The organism is Dongia sp., from assembly GCF_041906375.1.
GTDB lineage: Bacteria > Pseudomonadota > Alphaproteobacteria > Dongiales > Dongiaceae > Dongia.
Genome location: NZ_JAYRJJ010000001.1, coordinates 36,365 through 54,068, shown reverse-complemented (window position 1 = coordinate 54,068; position 17,704 = coordinate 36,365). Strand labels below are relative to the sequence as shown.

Here is a 17,704-nt window from a genome sequence, read left to right as displayed (position 1 = left end):
TTCTCCTAACCTTCTCGTTCGCGCAGGGTCACGACTGCCGCGAGGACAACCAGCCCGAAAATGATGATACGGGTGGCATAGGGCAGCATGGTTCCTGCCAGCAATGTCTGCAACGCGGTTAGCAGCAGCACGCCGCCGACCATGCCGACATAGCTGCCGCGCCCGCCGGTGATCAAAGTGCCACCGACCACCACCACCGCGATTGACGGCAGCAGATAGTCGTCACCCATACCGAGGCTTGCCTGGCCGGAGAATCCGGTCAGCATGCAGCCAACCAATGCCGAGCAGAAGCCGGACAGCATATAGACCAGCATGGTGGTGCGGTTGACATTGATGCCGGACAGTGCCGACACCCGCTCGCCATTGCCTAGCGCATAGATCCGCCGGCCGAAAGAAGTACGCTTGTGCAGTACCACCGCAGCGACCACGAACAGCAGGATGAAGATCACGACGGGCGTCACGAATTCCTCCTTCGAGGTCATGAACCAGCGCATCAGCGGTGAGGAAAAGCCGGCCGGTGTCCCTTGCGAATAGAGAAGCGCCACCCCCTGCAGGATCCCGTTCATGGCAAGCGTCATGACGATGGGCGAAATTCCTAGCATGGTGATGCCGAAGCCGTTCACCAATCCGATGGCGCAGCCAATCGCCAACACGATGGGCAGAGCGTAGATCAACGGCCCGTTTTGTCCGTTGACGATGCCGGCCAGCAGGATGCCGCACAGCGCTATCGTCCATGGCACGGAGAGATCAAGACCGCCAGTGAGGATGACCGTACCCTGCCCCAGCGCCAGAACCAGCAGGAAGGAGGACAGCACCAGAAGCGAATTGTAGTAGCCGCCATGGAACAGCGCGTTGCCCGTGACGAACTGCGTCATCAGCACGACGAGCACAAAGCAGACATAGGCTGGCAGAGCATAGCGGATCGTCTCGGCATGTCGCGCAGTGAAGGACGGCAGGGCACCAGCCGCTCTGCCGCCACCAATGCCCGGCAATACCAGTCGCTGCGGCAGACGATTGCTCTGGCCAGGCAGCGTTCCCGCATGGCGGGCCTTTAGGCGGGCGACGAACCGGCGTAAACCGCGCGCTGCCGGCGCATGACGCCCCAGCGCCCCCGCAAGCACGGCGAGGATCAGGATGCAGCCTTCGGCAACGGTGGAATAATAGGCGGAGACATTGAGCACGAGCAGGATATTGACCACGATCATCAGGATATAGGCACCGACGATCGAGCCCACCGCGCCGCCGCGCCCGCCCCCCAGCACCGTACCGCCGACGACGACGGCGCCGAACACCTGCAGCAACATCGAATTGCCAACCAGCGGATCGCCGGCGCCGGTCTGTGCCGAGACGAACACGCCGGCAAAGCCATAACAGCCGCCTGCAAGCACATAGACCATGAACTGCACCCAGCGCACGCGGATGCCCTGGGCGCGCGCCGCATCCATGTCGCTGCCGATGGCGTAGACTGAGGTGCCGAAGCGCGTGTTCTTCAGCCACAGCCAAAGCAGGATGAGAATACCCAGCACGACCACGGGCATCGGCAGGACATTCGGGATCGCATCGTAGACCAGCACTTCACTGAGGCCTGCCGGCACCATGCCGCCTGGCTTGTCGAGCACCAGGAGCGTGAGGCCCTGCGTAATGAACATGGTCGACAGTGTCACGACGATCGGCTGCAGACGAAAAAAGGCGATGAACAGGCCGTTGAACGCACCGATCGTCATACCGATTCCGATGCCAGCCAGCGACCAAAGGAAGATCCCCATGGGCGTGTCCGGCATGTTGGTGGCGAGCAGCACATTCACCAGCGAGATCGCGGCGCCCGCCGAGAGATCGAATCCACCGGTCAGGATGACCAGCGTTTGCCCGGCTGCGGCGATGGCAAGCGTCGCCCCACCGGTCGACATGAAACTGAATTCGAAATAGCTCATCGGCCCCGGGCTCATCAGATTGTTGAGCAGGAGTAGCAGCGAAAACACGATGAGTGCGATGATCAGGCCGCGATAACGGCCAAGCCTGAATGAACGGGGCCGGAACGAATGGTCGGCTGTCGCTTTCATCACGCGGCTCGCACGGAAATGTCGCTACCCAGGGCGGCGCGGACGATATTGTCTTCATTGAGATCCGCCATCGCGATCTCGCGCACGATCTGCCCCTGATAGAGCACGATAGCGCGGTCGGCGAGATGGACCAGTTCGGGAATTTCGGTGGAATAGAGGAGGATGGCACCACCCGCCTCTACATATTGCCGCATCAGGCGATAGAGCTCGTGCTTGGTGCCGACATCGATGCCGCGTGTGGGATCATAGAGCAGCAGCACGCGGCTCTCCGCCAGCAGCCATTTGGCAATCGCGATCTTCTGCTGGTTCCCGCCGGAGAAGGCGCCGGCCCTGGTCCACAGCGCACGATCGGCGATCTCGACGCGCTGGAACACATCGGCCACCGCCCGCCGCTCGGCATCAACGTCGATGAAACCATAGCGTGAAAACCGCTCAATCGACGGGATGGAGGCATTTTCGGTGCCGGACAGTTTCAGGAAGAGGGCCTCGGTCTTGCGATCCTCCGGTACCAGGCTGATGCCGATATCGGCCCGCACCGCATCGGCAGGCGAGGCGATCACAACAGGCTTGCCATCAACATAGAGCTGGCCTTTGGTGATTTCCGCCATACCGAAGCAGGAGACGAAGAGGTCGAGTTGTCCCATGCCCTGAAGCCCCGCCACACCCAGGATCTCACCCTTGTGCAGGCTGAACGAGGCGTTGACCAGCTTACCATCGGTGGCAAGATCCTCGGCGCGCAACACTTCGGGCCCCGATTGATGGGTGCGGACGGGACGCGCCGGAAACGCCTGGCCGATCGAGCGGCCGACGATCATGCGGATCACCTCCTCGTCGTCAAACTTCGCCACGTCGCCGCTGGCGATGTGTTGGCCGTTGCGCAGAACGGAGAGAGTATCGCAGAAATCGCGCACTTCCTTGAGCCGGTGCGAAATGAAGATAATCGTGACGCCCTTGGCTTTCTCGCGGGCAATGATCTCGCCCAGCCAGTCGACATCGCGCCCGGTCAGCGACGACGTGGGCTCGTCGAGGAGCAGCAGCTTTGGCTTGCGATAGAGGGCGCGTGCGATCTCGATCTTCTGCTTGATGGCGAGGTCGAGACTGGAGACCTCTTCCTGCAGGTCGATATTCTGCAGGCCCAGCGTCGCGAAATGCGCCCACACGTCCTCTTCGGCAGCGCGGCGGCGGATGAGGCCCAGCCCGTTGACCGGCGCATAGGGCATCAGCACGGATTCCAGTACGGTCAGATCGCGCACCAGCGTCATTTCCTGGAAGGCGGTCTGAATCCCGAGTCCATGCGCCGCGCGCGGCGATGCCAGCGCGGCTTCCGTTCCAAAGATACGGAACGATCCGCTATCGGGCATCAGCAACCCACTCAGCAGCTTGACGATGGTCGATTTGCCAGCGCCATTTTCACCCAATAGGGCATGGACCCGGCCGGCCCGCACCTGGAACGACACATCGTCGACGGCGATCGTCGCCCCGAAAGCCTTACGGACATGGTTGGCTTCGATGGCGTAATTGTCTTGCACAGTCACCTAGCGGCGCCCTCAGAATGCGATAAAAGCGAACAGCCCGAAGCCGTCGAACCTGGGTGATAAGAATTTGGCGCCTTCTGTCGCCAATCCCTTCACGACGGGCTCGCGCTGACCAGGACCGCCATCAGAAGCGCCGTCTCCTTGCCGCGATTGACCCACGCATGGTTGGTGCCGCGCTGCACGACGGCGTCGAAGGGCTTCAAATCGACTTCACCTTCGTCCAGCACCAGGGTGATCTCGCCGGAGAGCAGGATGATGTAATCAGTCGTCGGCGTCTTGTGCATGCCCGGATCGCGCGACGTATCGACCAGAAGATGCGATCCTTTCATTTCGGCGAACCATGCCGCGGCGGCTTGATAGCGTTCTTCTTTGGAGAGATGGGCGTTTTGCGACTCAGGTTCGATCTCGAAATAGCGGAACAATGTACCGCCGGCGGGTGGTTCCAGGCACTTCGAGAGCTCGGCATTGTCGACGTCGCCGGTGTTGTTGGCCGGCGATCGATCGGTGATCCAGAGCTCCGTCAGGACTGAAAATGTGTTGGTCGCATAGCCATCCTTCAGGATACGCGACCGCCCCGTCTTGTCGTTTGTTGTAACAATCCGACGTATCGGCCTTAGCCCCATTTAAACCTCCCAGAATCTCGTTCTTGCGCCTCGGACTATGTGACCGATAGCGCAGACGATTTTTTGTCATCGCGGGCATGACCATTGCCGCGCCCGCGATTTAGCCTTTTATTCTTCGGGTTGACCGACGAGCGCGGCGTTAAGCCCAACTTCCGGCGTGTCGGCAGAGAAGATCGAGGCAAACCAGCCTGGATTGGCAATGATGGCAGGTTGGAATACGTTGCAGCCGGCCTTCATCTCAGCCCAGGTGCCTTCGCTGCAAAGCTTGATGGTCTCGTTGGTGACGATGTTCTGCGGCACATCGGTCAGAGCTGGAATATCTTTGCCCTCGAGTTTGTCAACGGCAAGCCTAAGTGCCAGAGCTCCGGTGAAGTTCTGCGAACCTGAGGACCATCGCGGAGCGCCCATTGGTCGATAGGTTCCGCTGGCGCCTTCGGCTTCCGTTCCGACCGGCAGCATCTGGATTCGGCCACCATTCGAAGCCTCGCCTGCGCAAGGCAACAGCTTGTCATCTGCGATACCTGCTTCGCTTTGCATGGAGTTGGCCGTGTAGCAGCCAGCCTGCATCCACAGGCCATCGATCTTGTCCCAGGATTGGGTTGCCAGGACTTTGGAAAGTTCCGTCCGAGCGACCGCCTGGCTCCACATGCCGTTGGCCTCGGCGACAACATGGATACCGGGGTGCTTGGCGAATACTTCCTTGGCCCCTTCGTTCCGCAATGTGTCGACGGTCGTGCCCGGCACGCCCGTGACCATCACGACATTGCCTTTTCCGCCGAGCTTCTCAACCAACCATTCGGCCGATTTAACGCCCCAAGCCTTCTGGTCGATATGTACGTTGTAGGCACATGGTTCGGAAATGATTGAATCATACGCGATAACGATGACGCCCTTGTCACACGCATTCTTGACGGCCTGGTTCAGCGCTGTCGGCGAAATCGGATACACGATGATCGCCTGGGCCCCCGCCTGCACCATGGCGTTGATCTGCTGAATCTGTCGCTGCGCGTTGGGTCCGGCGACCTGGACCTGCAAGTCGACCTTGTCCCGATAAGTGGAACTGGCCGCCATCGCCTTTACCATATTGGCTGCCTCAGCCTGCCAATCATTGCCGATATAGCTCATGCTGAGGAAGATCTTGAACTTGTCGTCCGCATCCGCCGGGCCTGCGAGCAGGCTGCAACTCACCGCCACGACGGCCAAGGCGGTCTTCACTTTGCGATTCAGTCGAAACATCGTTTGCTCCTCCCAGGATTATCTCGTTCTGACCGCGCGTTAGCCGGCGTGCCAGCAGCCAATCCGTCTCGAAATGCGCCTTGTGGCCATCGCGGAACGAATTTTCTGAAAGGGCCCCTCATGAACCCCTCGAAAACTAATATCCCCGAGAAGTCGAAACGAGTCAACATCACGTATAAATTATCTGTGATCACAGATATCATCGATGTGATGTACGAAATTGTTCTTGCTGCGGGCGTGATCGCTATGTGACCAAGAGCCGGGTAACAAAGGGAATCTGGATCATGCGTTTCGTGACCCTTCGTCGGCGCGCTGCGAGGCATCGGCGCCTTGTCAGCTGTTGGCGCGGCGCGAGTCTTCCATGATCGACTTTCCAAAAGACTCCGGGGCGACGGCAGCAAGGACAGCCGACATGCAGATAGTTTCGCCGGGGTTTGGTCGTGACTACGGGTAAGGACACAAGTATGGACCATAGAGTCAGACCGATCGATATCAGCACGATGCAGGAGCGAGTCTATCAGGAGCTCCGGAATGCGCTCTATCAGGGGCGCTTCATGCCTGGCGAAGTGCTGACCCTACGGTCGCTCGCGATCGCTCTGGGCACGAGCCCAATGCCGGTTCGCGAAGCCATCCAACGCCTTGTGAGCGAGAAGGCACTTGTTCAGATGCCCAATCGCACCACACGGGTTGCGGAACTCACTGCCGACAATTTCGAACAGTGGACCAGAATCCGCGTGGAAGTCGAAGGATACGCCGCCCAACGCGCGGCCCTGCGCGCCACAGCGGGCCTTTGCGCAGAACTGCGAACGATCAACGAGCGTTTTCACGCAGCGGTGGAGGCCGAGGACGCAACTGGGATGCTCGAAGGAAACCAGCACTTTCATTTCGCTGTCTACCGAGCGGCCGAGGCCGACGAACTCTTGAATATCATCGAATCGCTATGGCTGCGTTTCGGGCCAATCCTGGCCTTTGTGCGCCGGCTGCCCGGTTCCAAGATCATGTTCGATCGCGGCGTCGCGGTACACGAACGGGTCATCGCCGCGATGGAGCGGCGAGACGCCGCAAGCGCCCGATTTGCACTTGCTCTCGACATTCGCGCGGCCGCCGCTTGGTTTCGTCGCCACTATCGGTTCGAAACGACCCCTGGCGGCAAGCCCTCTTCCTAGGCGTTTCTAGTGCCTGATCGGTGTCGGCAATAGCCATCGTCAACAGCGCTTGTCGCGCCATGCCGCTTGCTGACTTGTTCAACATCGATTGCCAGAACGGCTTTCCCTGTCACGTGGCGGATGCCTGGGGCTCACGTCATCAAAAATTCTGATTTGGCGCCCTTGGCGATCGCGATTTCATTTCCCGACAATTCGCTCTTCCGAGAGCCGCCTCTTTTCATCGCTCGGTTCCAATGATGAGGCCATTTTCCACTGGGAGTTGGAGAGAATTCTCAATAGCAGGTCACCAGCCAATCTCATTTGGTGAAATCCGTGGATCCTCCAAATATGACTTCGTCATTCGTAGCGACGATAGCAGCGCCTTCCGGACGGGTCTTTATGGTTAGAATTCGGGAGCAGAAACTTTCCAGAAGGCACTGATTGTGGCTGCCGATAAGAATGCTAGTGCCCGACTTTGCCATCTCATGAAATCGCCGCACGACACTCGCGGCATTGGTTGGATCAAGGGCGCTCGTGGGTTCGTCGGCGATGACGACAGCGGGCTCCGCCGCGGTCGCGCGTGCAATGGCGACACGCTGTGCCTGCCCTACCGAGAGATGAGGCACCTTCGTCCTAGGATTCAGGTGGCGAAGGCCAACCGTCTTCATGGCAGATGCCACCAACTCAGATGTCTCCAGCACTCCGGCAGCAAGAAGCGGCTCGGCAATGCATCGACCGATGTTCCAGAGTGGGTCGAGGGATGCGACGGGATCTTGATATATCATCCCGATATGGCCTGCGGGTGGCCTGCTACCCGCTCCGCCTGGTCTCCAACCGGCAATATCGACTGAACCGCTCTGATACGGCAATTCTCCCACTAGTACGCTGAGAAGTGTCGATTTTCCCGAGCCGGATGGCCCAACCAATCCTACGCATTCACCGGGAAGGACCTCCAGCGAGACGTCGCGGAGGATCGTTCTCGCTCCATAGCCTGCGGTCAGGTTTGTCACTGAAATCATGAAGAAGTAGCCGTATTGAGGTGGCAAGCAACGCCGTCAACTATCGCTGGTCGAACTCGGCAGGCCGGATGAACTCTGCGACAACGAGGTGCAAATGCGCAACTCGCGTCATGACTCAATAGAGACGGTGGCTCACCGGGTAGTTCCTGAGGCAACACGCCGCGGCGCGGAAGAGCGGCAAGGAGGACTTTGGTGTAGGGATGCCGCGGGGTATTGAGCAACCTGGCAATGGGCGCATCCTCGATAATTCGGCCGCTATACATCACGAGCACTCGGTCGACCAATCCGTCAACCAGATTGATATCGTGCGTGACCGTGACAAAGGTACTGCTACGCGCAGCAATCATGGACAGCATCTGTCGCGCCAATGGCGCATCGATGGCGCTGGTCGGTTCATCGGCAAGGACCACAATCGGCCGCAGCGCCGTCGCGCAGACGACCAAGGCTCTCTGCAGCATTCCGCCGCTCCAGGCCCTTGGCCGCAGTGCAAGGTAATGCTCGGCATTATCAATCCCGGCTTGTCCTAGAACACTGACGAGATCAGCGGATGAAATGCGCTCACCGTGGCAAGTCCACGCCAATTTCATCTGCGCGCCAACGCTGCGTAGTGGGTCGAAAGCCGAAAGTGGATTCTGCGGGACATAGCCCAGCTGGGTGCCACGGATCGCCTGCCAGCCTTTGCGGGACAGGTCACGTAGATTACCGGTTCCGTTGACTTCGATGGTTCCGGTCACCTTCGTCGCCGCAGGCAGAAGGCCTAGCAAAGCGCGCAGAAGGGTGGATTTCCCACAGCCGGATTCTCCAATGATGGCAATTCGTTCGCCGTCGGTAACTGTGAAACTGATCCCGCGGTTGGCATGCGCGCCATTCGCATAGATGACATTGAGATCGCGGCAAGCAATAAGATTCATTGCCCCGCCCTCGCCGCATGCATTTCTTCCGTCAGCAAGGAAGTTGCCAGTACTGCCCATGCAATGCCGGCGGCGGGGCCGAGCAATAGCCAGGGCGCCACCGTGAAGTACATCTGAGCATCGCGCAGCATCAATCCCCATTCCGCCGCCGGTGCTTGAGCACCCAGGCCGAGATAGGAGAAGCCTGCAAGGGCGGAGAGTGTGTAACCAAGGTCGAGTCCGGCGGCGATCGCCAGACTGCGCATGGCGTGCGGTAAGACGTGGTGAAGCAATATTGTACGCTCTCTGACGCCAAGGACACGGGCTGCCCGAATGTCGAGCGCCTTCACCCTCTGCTGCGCAAAACCGCGCGTAAGGCGAGCGTAATAGGGCCACCCAACGAGGATGAAGGCAATTATGAGATTGCCGAGCCCAATGCCAAGGAGGCCGACAACGACCAAGGCCATAACGAGCGAGGGAAGAGCGAGGGCAATGTCCATGAACTGGGTGAGGAGAGTACCGATTACACCAGGAAGACTGGCGGATATGCCGGCAAGAAATCCGATGGCCAAAGAGCCGGTGACGATAAGCAAGGAGGCCGACAAGGAGAGCCTGCCGCCCGCAAGGAGGCGCGCCAAGACATCCCGCCCATATTGGTCAGTACCCGCCAAGTGTCCCAGGCTCGGTGCCTGCAGGGTTGCAAGCAGATCCTGGTCTGTAGCGCTCGCTGGATAGAGCGAGGGTGCAACCAGCAGAATGGCCACGAGGAACAGCAGCAAGGCGATGCCGAACCGCCGCGAGCTGAGCGCCGATTCCGGCTCCCTCATCGCACCGCTCCCCGCCTGCTTGTGGACGGGGCCAGCAGGCTGGAGAGTGCATCGGTAAGCGCCGTCGAGGCAATGTAGAAGGCAACGGTCATCAAGGCAAAGGCCTGGACGATTGGCAGGTCGCGCCGTTTGATCGCGTCAATGACGAATGGCCCGATGCCGGGCCAGGAAAAGACATTTTCAATGAAAATCGAGCCAGCCAGCGTGCCTGCCAGGCCAATGCCGATGAAGGGCAAGAAGTTGACCAATGCATTGGGAATCGCATGGAAAAAGAGAAGGGCCTTCCAGTCCATACCTCTTGCCATGAGAACGAGCGCCCAATCGCTGGAAAGCGCATCTTTGACCAAAGCGCGAAACGGGCGGACCCAATAGGCTGTCAAGCCGAGCGCGCCGACGGCAGCGGGCATCGCGATGGTCCGTGCCGTGCCATCACCGATTACGCTACCTAAACCAAGCCCAACAGCAATGAAGCGGATTGCCAGCAGACCGAGCACAAAACTCGGTATTGCCGTCCCCAAAACGGCGATCACACGCATGATATGGTCGACGATGCCTCCAGGAACGGCAGCGGCGATGCCGCCGAATGCAATCGTCCCAAACGCACCCGACAAAAGGACAGCCGTGCCCAGGAACAAGGTTGCCCCCAATCTTTGTCCGATGAGCGTCGCGACGGGTGCCCCGGTCATCCATGAGCGCGAGAAGTCGCCCTGAATAGCGGATAGCAGCCAGGCCCCGTATCGCGCCGGCAAAGGGCGGTCGAGACCGAGTTCGTGACGCAGGGCGGTGATTGCTTCTGGCGAAGGGCGCGCGTTCCCCTTGCTCACCATCATTTCTGCTGGATCTCCCGGGAGTGCAGATAGAAGAAGAAAGATGATCATGCTGGCCACCCATAAGGTGGCCAGCATCCCTCCCAATCGCCGAAAGGCACCCAGGAGAATTCGCGTCGTCACGCTTCTGGCGCCATCTTTGCGTCGGCAAAGATGTAGAACGGGTTGAGCGCCACATGCTTGAAGCGGTCAGACAGAATGAAGCGCGCCTTGTCGTCCATGATGGGGAGCCAATAGGCATGTTCCCCATTGATTTCCTGCGCCTTCTTCATGGCGGCATCGATTTCGCTCTGGTCCGTGCTCTGCATGACCGGATCGAGGACCGCCTTGATGTCGTCGAAGGCCTTCACGCCGTAACCACCGCCAAGGACCGAAAACATAGTGCCTTGCGGATCGCCATTCAAACCAAAGCTCTCTGTATACATTGTGTAGATGCCGCCATCGACATTCTGTACCGCTGGGATATCGGAGTAGTGTTCGAACCGGCGAACCGTGGCCAGAAATCCGACTTTCTTCGCCATATCTGCCGATGCCGTGGCTACTCCTTCGCCAATCGCCGTATAGCAATAGAAACGCGCTTCGAGCTGCTTGCCGTCCTTTGCCCGGATACCATCGGCATCCTTCTTCCAACCGGCTTCTTCGAGCAGAGCCTCGGCCTTGGCTGGATCATGTACCACCCAGTCAACTTCCAGCGGAGATTCAGCTGGGAACCACCCCTTCATGGCCGTGCCCAGTCCCAACCCGACGCCCTTGGCAATGGCATCGTTATCTATCGCAAGAGAAAGGGCCTTCCGGACCTTTACATCGTCGAAAGGCGCAATGTGCGGCTCCGGGTAGAGGCCGATGAAGCCGACACCGTCGATGACGACATAGTTCGTATTGGGCATTCCTCTGGCCGCTGCGGCGAGGGAAAGCGCCGGGTAGGCCAGCACATCCGCCTCGCCCGCCGAAATCGCCTGAAGACCGGCTTGCTCGTCCGGAACCTGCTTGATCGTGACGCTGGCAAGGTGGGGTTTGCCGCCCCAGTAATTGTCGTAACGCTTATAGGTGATCTTCCCCGGCTCGATCGTCTCCCAGGTGAACGGCCCCGTGAAGATCCCCTTGTCGACGAGCTTGGACCAGTCACCATTCACCGCAGCAACAGCTTCCGGATCGAAAATGAGATAAGCGTAGTGCGCCGCTGCGAAGGGCAGGCGCGGAAACGGCTTTGGTAGCGTGAGATCGACACTGAGGCTACCGCTTACGTCTATGGAGGTGGGGTTTCCCATCAGAGCCGCACCGGGATCGCCCTGGTTCTCTTTCGATGTAAGATAGTAGTCGAGACAGCCTTTTAACGCCTTTGCGTCAAGGGGGCGCCCGTTCTGGAAGGTGATGCCCGGCTTCAAGGTGATTCGCCATTTGGTCGGTTCAAGCTGCTCGATCGCCTCCGCCAACCAGGGTTGCGGGCCTTCTCTGGTTGGTCGCATCAGAAACTCGGCATTGCCGTAGAGCGGTTCAATCTGAATGTCGTAGCTGCCGGGTGCCGGCGCGGCCTTCAAGACATAGTCGCTGACGAAGACAAGCGTGTCAGAATTGCTGTGGGCGAAAGACGCTCTTGGCGCGACGCCGGCCAAAATCGTGGCGCCAAGAAAAGTGCGTCGGCTGAAAGTATTCATGTTCATTTCGAAACCCCTGGTACTTAAGTAAGTGCGGTTGAAGTTGCATTGGAGACATTCACGATGGTTGCGCCTCGTTGTCGCTGTTCTCCCCAATCGATTGAGGCGTGATGTGGACTTTCCGGATGATCTGGTTTGGCTTCATCGGCGAAGCGCCAGAGCAATCGAGGTAATGCCGCTCTGGCGGCGTGCGGCCGATGATTTTCTTGCGAATGGTCGGCGGTCGATTTTTGACGGCGGTTTCGCCGTACGGGTGGCGCAACCAGGCTTCAATGAAGTCGCAAAGCGGCTCGGCGTCTTGGCGATCGTCCAATCCACCGAAGATGATGCTCCATTTGCCTCGGCAACTCACCGATACGCGACCACGACGGGTACAGGCGCCGAGGCACTCAAATGCCGAAATCTCAGCCATCGCAGCAAAATGGCGCCGGGATGCTGCATCGAGGATCGCCGCCAGCAACGCTTGCCCGCCACCTTGCTTGGCGCGGCGACGCACGGGGTCCGGATCGGCGCAACCGACGCAGACATGGAGTTCAAAAGCCGAGCGACCCGCAGCATTGCCCGATTTCAGGTTCGGTGCATTCCGCCCAACATCGAATATGCCAGTCACGAGATCGCTCCATCGGCGCGGCCGGATGCCAGATCAAAGAGGCGGTCGTGGTCGAGGATTTCAAAGAAACGAAATGCGCTCATTCTCAGAACACCTTCGCGCTGCAACTGGGCAAAGCCGCGCGACACGGTTTCCAACGTGATGCCGAGGAACTCCCCGATCTGGCGCCGCGTGACCTTCAGCGCAAAGGTCGATTGCTCGGAACTCTTTCGGGCAATCTTGTTGCCATAGTCCGTGGCATGGATGAGGAAGAAGGCAAGCTTCTGCAGTGCCGTGCCGCGCCCGATTATCGTGTTGCTTTGATAGAGCCGGCCAACCTGTTCGACAAGCTTCAACGCGTAGCGAGGGTCGTTGGCGACGCATTCCAGTTGCCCGCGTTCGTCAACAATCTTGAGTTCGACGACCGAGACGGCCTGGGCGGACGACATCTGCCGGCCGTGCCATGGCAAACCAACAAGGCTCCCTGGACCGGCAATCTCGACGATCTGGCGGCTGGATGAGTCGAGTGTCCGGTAGAGGAGAAGGGTTCCTGAAAGTACTTCGTAGATGGTGCCGGCCGGATCACCTTCTATGTAGATCGTTCCTCCGGCAGCAAAGCGACGAAGGACAGGCCGTCCCGGCCGGATTTTGCCAGTTTGCTGCGGCGCAAGGCGCGGCGCCTCTGTGTTTGGAATTTGCATTGTCAGCATCGGTGCCTCTCCCATCCCGACCCGGGGCAAACGCTTGATTCTGTCGACGCGCATCGATTTCGGCTGCCCGTCTCCGGTCTAAACCGTGTGGGCGCTTGCAAATCGACACCAGTCGACCGTCGGCCTTTGAGATGGCAAAGCGGTCAACGCGTCGGCGGTCGTCTTGATGTCAGGCTATGGGAGGGGCGCGGCCGAAGGGGACGGCCATCCAGCGACTGGGCTTATGCTGGTCTTGAGCGAGAGTGAGGAAGCTTGTTTCAAGCGTGAGAGAATCGAGAGTGCCGTCGGCACCTGGAGAGGGCAACAGCGCGCCATGCGCCAAAGGCAGACACATGGTGCAGATGCTGCCATGGACCGTGCCCTTTTTCTGCTCACCATCCTGCTCCGTCGTCGAAGCGCCATTGTCACGGACGCCCTCGGCCGAGCAGATCATGTCCCAAGGGGACAACGCGCCGCCGGTGCGCGCTTGCGCGACTGGCATGGCGAAAGCGCCGAGGACGTTGAATAAGACGAGCACGGCACCAAGAGCCACCGTCAGGAAGCGACGGAGCGGGGGGCCGGGCATCAAGAGTTTTCGGCGGTTTCTTGCCATCTACTCGTGTCTTCGTCTGTAACGGCAGCCTACGCGCTGCGCGTATCCTTCATACACTGCCCAAGGTCTTTCATGCAAACTTGATCCAAATCAACATGACGGTGAATTGTAGCTGTAATGTGAATAGGTTAGGTGCTCTCGACGGTTCTTCGATACCGTTGCCTCCGGCATCATTCGAGTTCGCGAGGCGGCTCAAAAGAGTTCTGCTCTGCACTTGATGCGAGGACGCATAAGTTCTGCTGTTGATTGCCAGTAGCGGGAATCCTGGTACGCAGGAGTCACCTGTTCAGGGCCTCTTCATCCACTTTGCGCCAGAAAACAAAAATTTAGTGGGCTTGTGAGCCTGTCCCTGACCTCAGTTCCAGCGATCGACATAGCCGCCCGGCGCCGAGACGACAGCCAGCGTACAGCGCGCTCTGTGGGTTGCGGTGTACGTGAACTTCACGCTGATTGCATGGGAGGGAGTTGCATAGCAGGGAGAACTGTCGTGGCTTGTGCCCTGAGCGCAGCGTCTACAAACCTTGAGGCCTGCGAGGACAGGGTATTGATACCAAGATGTGCAATCACAACGTCTGGTGATTCCTCAGTTTCAACCAGCGGCCTGCAAATCAGCGGCGTTCCGTCATAGCTGAAATTGGGCCGTGGCCTGACGCAGGAGAGCCCAACGCCCCAGCCACTAGCGATCAGACCTCTTTGTATCTCGAAACTTGGAACAAGTTGGACATTCCGGGGCTCGATCCCACGAATTCGGAACATCGCCAGAAAATAGCTGAGCGTTCGTGGAAAATCCTCGAGGATCAATCGTTCGCTCGCTAATCTGGCAAGAGGAACGTCTGCTCGCCCAGCAAGGGAATGCTCGACCGGCAGCATCGCGATCGGGGAAAGCCGGTCCAGCGAATCGCACTTTATACCGTGCGCCTTGAGATCGATATCGTAGGTGATGGCGATCTCGCACCGCCCGTCTGCGAGGTGCGCGCGCACCTCGTCGAGATCGCCTTCCGCCACCCGGAATGCTACCGCCGGAAATCGCCGCGCAAAGGGCGTAAGAAGCCGAGGTAGGTAGTACGCACCTAGATCGCGAAAGCAGGTAATCGTGACTTCGCCACTGATCCTGCCGCGCCTGGCGCCGCCGTCAGCTATGTTTCCCGCCGCGACCAGGGTTGCCCGGGCATGGACGAGCATGCGTTTGCCGGCTGGCGTGATGGCGAGTTTCTGGCCGGGGTAGCGACGGAACAACGACTTTCCCGTCAAAGCCTCCAGATCCCTGATCGCCAATGACACGGAAGGCTGGGCGACATGGCAGGCCGCCGCAGCCGCGGTGATGCTGCCGCGCTCTGCCACGGCAATAAGGTATTCCAACTGGCGAAGCGTAAAGGGGATAGCCACGGCCTATACTCGCATTGTGAAAATGTATTTCAGCCAAGTAGTCACGCTCCCCTAGACTCCTTTGCTCAGCAAGCCACTGATTAACCGAAGGAGTAGCTGGTGCCCAACCTGCACGAGAGAACCAACGACCAAGTCGAACGACTGGCAGAGGTCTTCGGGCCAAGGGTGATAGAGGATTTCCGGCGAGATGGTGTCGTGTGCGTCCGGGGCCTTTTGAACGCCCAGGAGATCGAGCGCTGCCGGGCGGGCATCGACGAGAACATGGCCCATCCGAGCGAACGGGCCAAGGTTGCGAGCCGGCCCGAAGATCCAGGCTACTTCATTGAGGATTTCTGCAATTGGCAGCACATTGATGCCTATCGCGACGTGATCTTCAATTCGCCGGCCGCCGCCGCGGCGGGACTCCTGATGGGGTCGCAAACTGTGCGGCTCTACCATGACCATCTGTTGGTGAAGGAGCCGAACACTCGTCAGAAAACGCCGTGGCACCAGGATCAACCCTATTACAACATCGACGGTTTTCAGAATTGCAGCATGTGGGCGCCGATGGACCCCGTGCCGAGGGCCGCGACGCTCGAATTCGTTGCAGGGACGCACAAGGGCCCATGGCTGATGCCGCGGTCGTTCATGTCCAATGAGGCGAAATGGTTTCCCGAAGGAAGCCTGAGCGACTTGCCGGATATCGAGGCCGATCGTTCGGCCTTCGACATTCTGGGCTGGGAGCTCGAACCGGGAGACGTCGTATTTTTCCATATGCTGACCCTGCATGCGGCAGGCGGCGCTCGGAGCGGGCGGCGCCGGGTTCTATCGGTCCGCTTTCTTGGTGACGACGTCCGTCATGCACCACGCCAGTGGAAGACGTCTCCGAGTTTCCCAGGACTTGAAGCGGCGCTGCCTGCCGGGGCGCCACTCGACCATCCGATGTTCCCGATATTGTGGGCGGTATCCTAGTCACGGCGTCCAAACCTTGTCTGCGAGCCATAACGCTGCTTCGTCAGTCAAGACATTGCCTTTCTCAGAAAATATCAGGCCCCGAGAACAGCTGGAATTGAATGCCCGTAGCCAAAATGCGGCAAGCTATCCATGGTCGCTCGCGCGGCACCACCCGGATCTCGCGCCATTCGGGAACTATTGTCGAGTATCATAACGCCTCTGCTGTCGCGGTCGAAAGGCTCCCAAGCCGGAAGCGCGGCGTTGCAAGGACTTCCGGTGCGCGCGAAGGCAGCCCAACTCGCCATCATTCTTTCAGTCATTATCTGCAAATCAGGGCCATCGCCCACGCAAGCGCTCGCGGCATTGGTCGTGCCGAAAATAAACGGCACTTCACACGTGTGCGGCGAACCCATTCGGCCTCCCTCGATTGGAGTTCGCCAAGAAAAGCAATAGGTAAACACCGGAGCGTTTGCCGACGCGGATTGAAGCTCTGCGATATGGTAGGTGTTCCGAGCAAACATGAAATCCGAGAAGCTGAGAAAAAGTAGCTGGCTTGGCGTTGCTGCCGGATATTCCGCGCGATACGCAGCAATGATCTCATCGACTTTTGCAGGTTCGATCTCCAGGAACCGCGCGAGGCGTCGTCGCACCTCGGCTAATTCAAGAGTAAAGTTCCGAGGATCACCGCGCATGTAGTAGGTTCCCTCGGTCAGGGTGTGGCCGATCATCAAGGGAATATCGCGGGCGGCGCTTGGTGCCGTATTCTCGTAGGGGTGTCGGTTGAAACTACGCCCGTCGATCATGCCGCGGAACGGCCCCTTCGCGAGCTTGGTCGCCGCGAGGATGTCATCCATCGACAATGATTGCATCACTTCCGGCGCGAGGTTTGCAATCCCGAGTGCTTTGCGCAACCCGTCAGCCGCGACCTTCGCCTCACTCTCGTCTGCGAGTTTCATGCCGCTGCCGCTGCTTTGCACGATCGCGCGATGGAACAAGCCCTCGGCGCGGCGCATAGCCAGAAGCGCTGCCACTTTCGATCCGCCGCCCGATTCGCCAAAGATGGTTACATTCGCCGGGTCACCCCCAAATGCCGCGGCATTGTCGCGCACCCAGCACAGCGCAGCGACGACGTCAAGCAGGCCGACATTGCCTGAATCGGCGAATACCTCGTTGCCCTCATCCAAAGCCAAATGGCCGAAAACACCGAGGCGATGATTAATGGCTATCACCACAACATCTTCGCCTCGCGCCAGGGCGGTACCATCGAAACCTGGCGCTGTGCCAGCATAGCAGTACCAGCCGCCGCCATGAATCCACACCATCACCGGCCGACGACCGCGTCGAAGCTCCGGCGTAAATACGTTGAGAAAGAGGCAGTCTTCGCTCGGGGTCTCGATTTGCGAGTACCAGGCAAAAAACGGATCGGTGTTTTCAGGGTATCGCAGTTGCGGGGCAGAGGCGCCCGGCCGCAATGCGGTTATGACACCCGCCCATTTCGGCGCCGGCTGGGGTGGACGAAAGCGGTTCTTGCCCGCGGTCGTATCGCCATACCTGACACCGCGGAAAGAATGGACGCCGCTGGCGAACACACCGCGGATACTTCCGTTACTCGTTTCAACGATGGACTCTTCGCGCACAGTCGTTGCCTTCCTCAGATCTGCCGGAATCACTGGACGG

General features: G+C 59.3%; 16 protein-coding genes. 2 read left to right on the top strand and 14 right to left on the bottom strand.

The features are described from left to right. Window positions 1-5: 5 nt before the first annotated feature. From ACE3OA_RS00245 to ACE3OA_RS00230, 4 genes are all read right to left on the bottom strand, one after another. Window positions 6-2,060 (bottom strand): ABC transporter permease, encoded by a 2,055-nt coding sequence (locus ACE3OA_RS00245; protein WP_374306566.1) that lies wholly within the window; start codon window positions 2,058-2,060, stop codon window positions 6-8. After that, window positions 2,060-3,595 (bottom strand): sugar ABC transporter ATP-binding protein, encoded by a 1,536-nt coding sequence (locus ACE3OA_RS00240; protein ID WP_374306564.1) that lies wholly within the window; start codon window positions 3,593-3,595, stop codon window positions 2,060-2,062. Before ACE3OA_RS00240 ends, ACE3OA_RS00245 begins: the two co-directional genes overlap by 1 nt. Window positions 3,596-3,687: 92 nt before the next feature. Further along, complete coding sequence (locus ACE3OA_RS00235; RefSeq protein ID WP_374306561.1) at window positions 3,688-4,218, bottom strand: cupin domain-containing protein; 531 nt, start codon at window positions 4,216-4,218, stop codon at window positions 3,688-3,690. Window positions 4,219-4,326: 108 nt separating this feature from the next. Further along, window positions 4,327-5,412: a sugar ABC transporter substrate-binding protein gene (locus ACE3OA_RS00230; RefSeq protein WP_374309182.1), complete on the bottom strand. Its 1,086-nt coding sequence runs from the start codon at window positions 5,410-5,412 to the stop codon at window positions 4,327-4,329. A 506-nt stretch (window positions 5,413-5,918) separates the two neighbouring features. On the opposite strand from ACE3OA_RS00230, the gene ACE3OA_RS00225 reads away from it, so the two are divergent. Then, window positions 5,919-6,620, top strand: coding sequence for a GntR family transcriptional regulator (locus ACE3OA_RS00225; RefSeq protein WP_374306559.1), 702 nt, complete (start codon window positions 5,919-5,921; stop codon window positions 6,618-6,620). A 296-nt stretch (window positions 6,621-6,916) separates the two neighbouring features. Here ACE3OA_RS00225 and ACE3OA_RS00220 read toward each other — a convergent pair whose 3' ends face one another. From ACE3OA_RS00220 to ACE3OA_RS00180, 9 genes are all read right to left on the bottom strand, one after another. After that, window positions 6,917-7,618, bottom strand: coding sequence for an ABC transporter ATP-binding protein (locus tag ACE3OA_RS00220; RefSeq protein ID WP_374306557.1), 702 nt, complete (start codon window positions 7,616-7,618; stop codon window positions 6,917-6,919). Then, entirely contained in the window at window positions 7,615-8,529 is a 915-nt protein-coding gene (locus ACE3OA_RS00215; RefSeq protein WP_374306555.1) for an oligopeptide/dipeptide ABC transporter ATP-binding protein, read from the bottom strand. Before ACE3OA_RS00215 ends, ACE3OA_RS00220 begins: the two co-directional genes overlap by 4 nt. After that, window positions 8,526-9,335 (bottom strand): ABC transporter permease, encoded by an 810-nt coding sequence (locus tag ACE3OA_RS00210; protein ID WP_374306553.1) that lies wholly within the window; start codon window positions 9,333-9,335, stop codon window positions 8,526-8,528. Before ACE3OA_RS00210 ends, ACE3OA_RS00215 begins: the two co-directional genes overlap by 4 nt. After that, the gene (locus ACE3OA_RS00205; RefSeq protein ID WP_374306551.1) at window positions 9,332-10,285 is read right to left on the bottom strand and encodes an ABC transporter permease; all 954 of its coding nucleotides are present in this window, start codon (window positions 10,283-10,285) and stop codon (window positions 9,332-9,334) included. The genes ACE3OA_RS00210 and ACE3OA_RS00205 overlap by 4 nt, the downstream gene beginning before the upstream one ends. Continuing rightward, window positions 10,282-11,823, bottom strand: a complete 1,542-nt coding sequence (locus ACE3OA_RS00200; RefSeq protein ID WP_374306549.1) for an ABC transporter substrate-binding protein — start codon at window positions 11,821-11,823, stop codon at window positions 10,282-10,284. The genes ACE3OA_RS00205 and ACE3OA_RS00200 overlap by 4 nt, the downstream gene beginning before the upstream one ends. Before the next feature lie 52 nt (window positions 11,824-11,875). Next, on the bottom strand, window positions 11,876-12,427 hold the full coding sequence (locus ACE3OA_RS00195; protein ID WP_374306547.1) for a DUF1636 family protein: 552 nt from the start codon (window positions 12,425-12,427) through the stop codon (window positions 11,876-11,878). Continuing rightward, the gene (locus ACE3OA_RS00190) at window positions 12,424-13,116 is read right to left on the bottom strand and encodes a Crp/Fnr family transcriptional regulator (protein WP_374306545.1); all 693 of its coding nucleotides are present in this window, start codon (window positions 13,114-13,116) and stop codon (window positions 12,424-12,426) included. The genes ACE3OA_RS00195 and ACE3OA_RS00190 overlap by 4 nt, the downstream gene beginning before the upstream one ends. A 169-nt stretch (window positions 13,117-13,285) precedes the next feature. Beyond that, window positions 13,286-13,681, bottom strand: coding sequence for a DUF2946 family protein (locus ACE3OA_RS00185; RefSeq protein WP_374306543.1), 396 nt, complete (start codon window positions 13,679-13,681; stop codon window positions 13,286-13,288). A gap of 468 nt (window positions 13,682-14,149) precedes the next feature. Next, window positions 14,150-15,094 (bottom strand): LysR substrate-binding domain-containing protein, encoded by a 945-nt coding sequence (locus ACE3OA_RS00180; protein ID WP_374306541.1) that lies wholly within the window; start codon window positions 15,092-15,094, stop codon window positions 14,150-14,152. Window positions 15,095-15,193: 99 nt separating this feature from the next. Between ACE3OA_RS00180 and ACE3OA_RS00175 the strand changes: the two genes are divergently transcribed. Continuing rightward, window positions 15,194-16,045 (top strand): phytanoyl-CoA dioxygenase family protein, encoded by an 852-nt coding sequence (locus ACE3OA_RS00175; protein WP_374306539.1) that lies wholly within the window; start codon window positions 15,194-15,196, stop codon window positions 16,043-16,045. Window positions 16,046-16,119: 74 nt separating this feature from the next. On the opposite strand, the gene ACE3OA_RS00170 is transcribed toward ACE3OA_RS00175, so the two are convergent. Next, window positions 16,120-17,664: a carboxylesterase/lipase family protein gene (locus ACE3OA_RS00170; protein ID WP_374306537.1), complete on the bottom strand. Its 1,545-nt coding sequence runs from the start codon at window positions 17,662-17,664 to the stop codon at window positions 16,120-16,122. Between the last annotated feature and the right edge of the window lie 40 nt (window positions 17,665-17,704).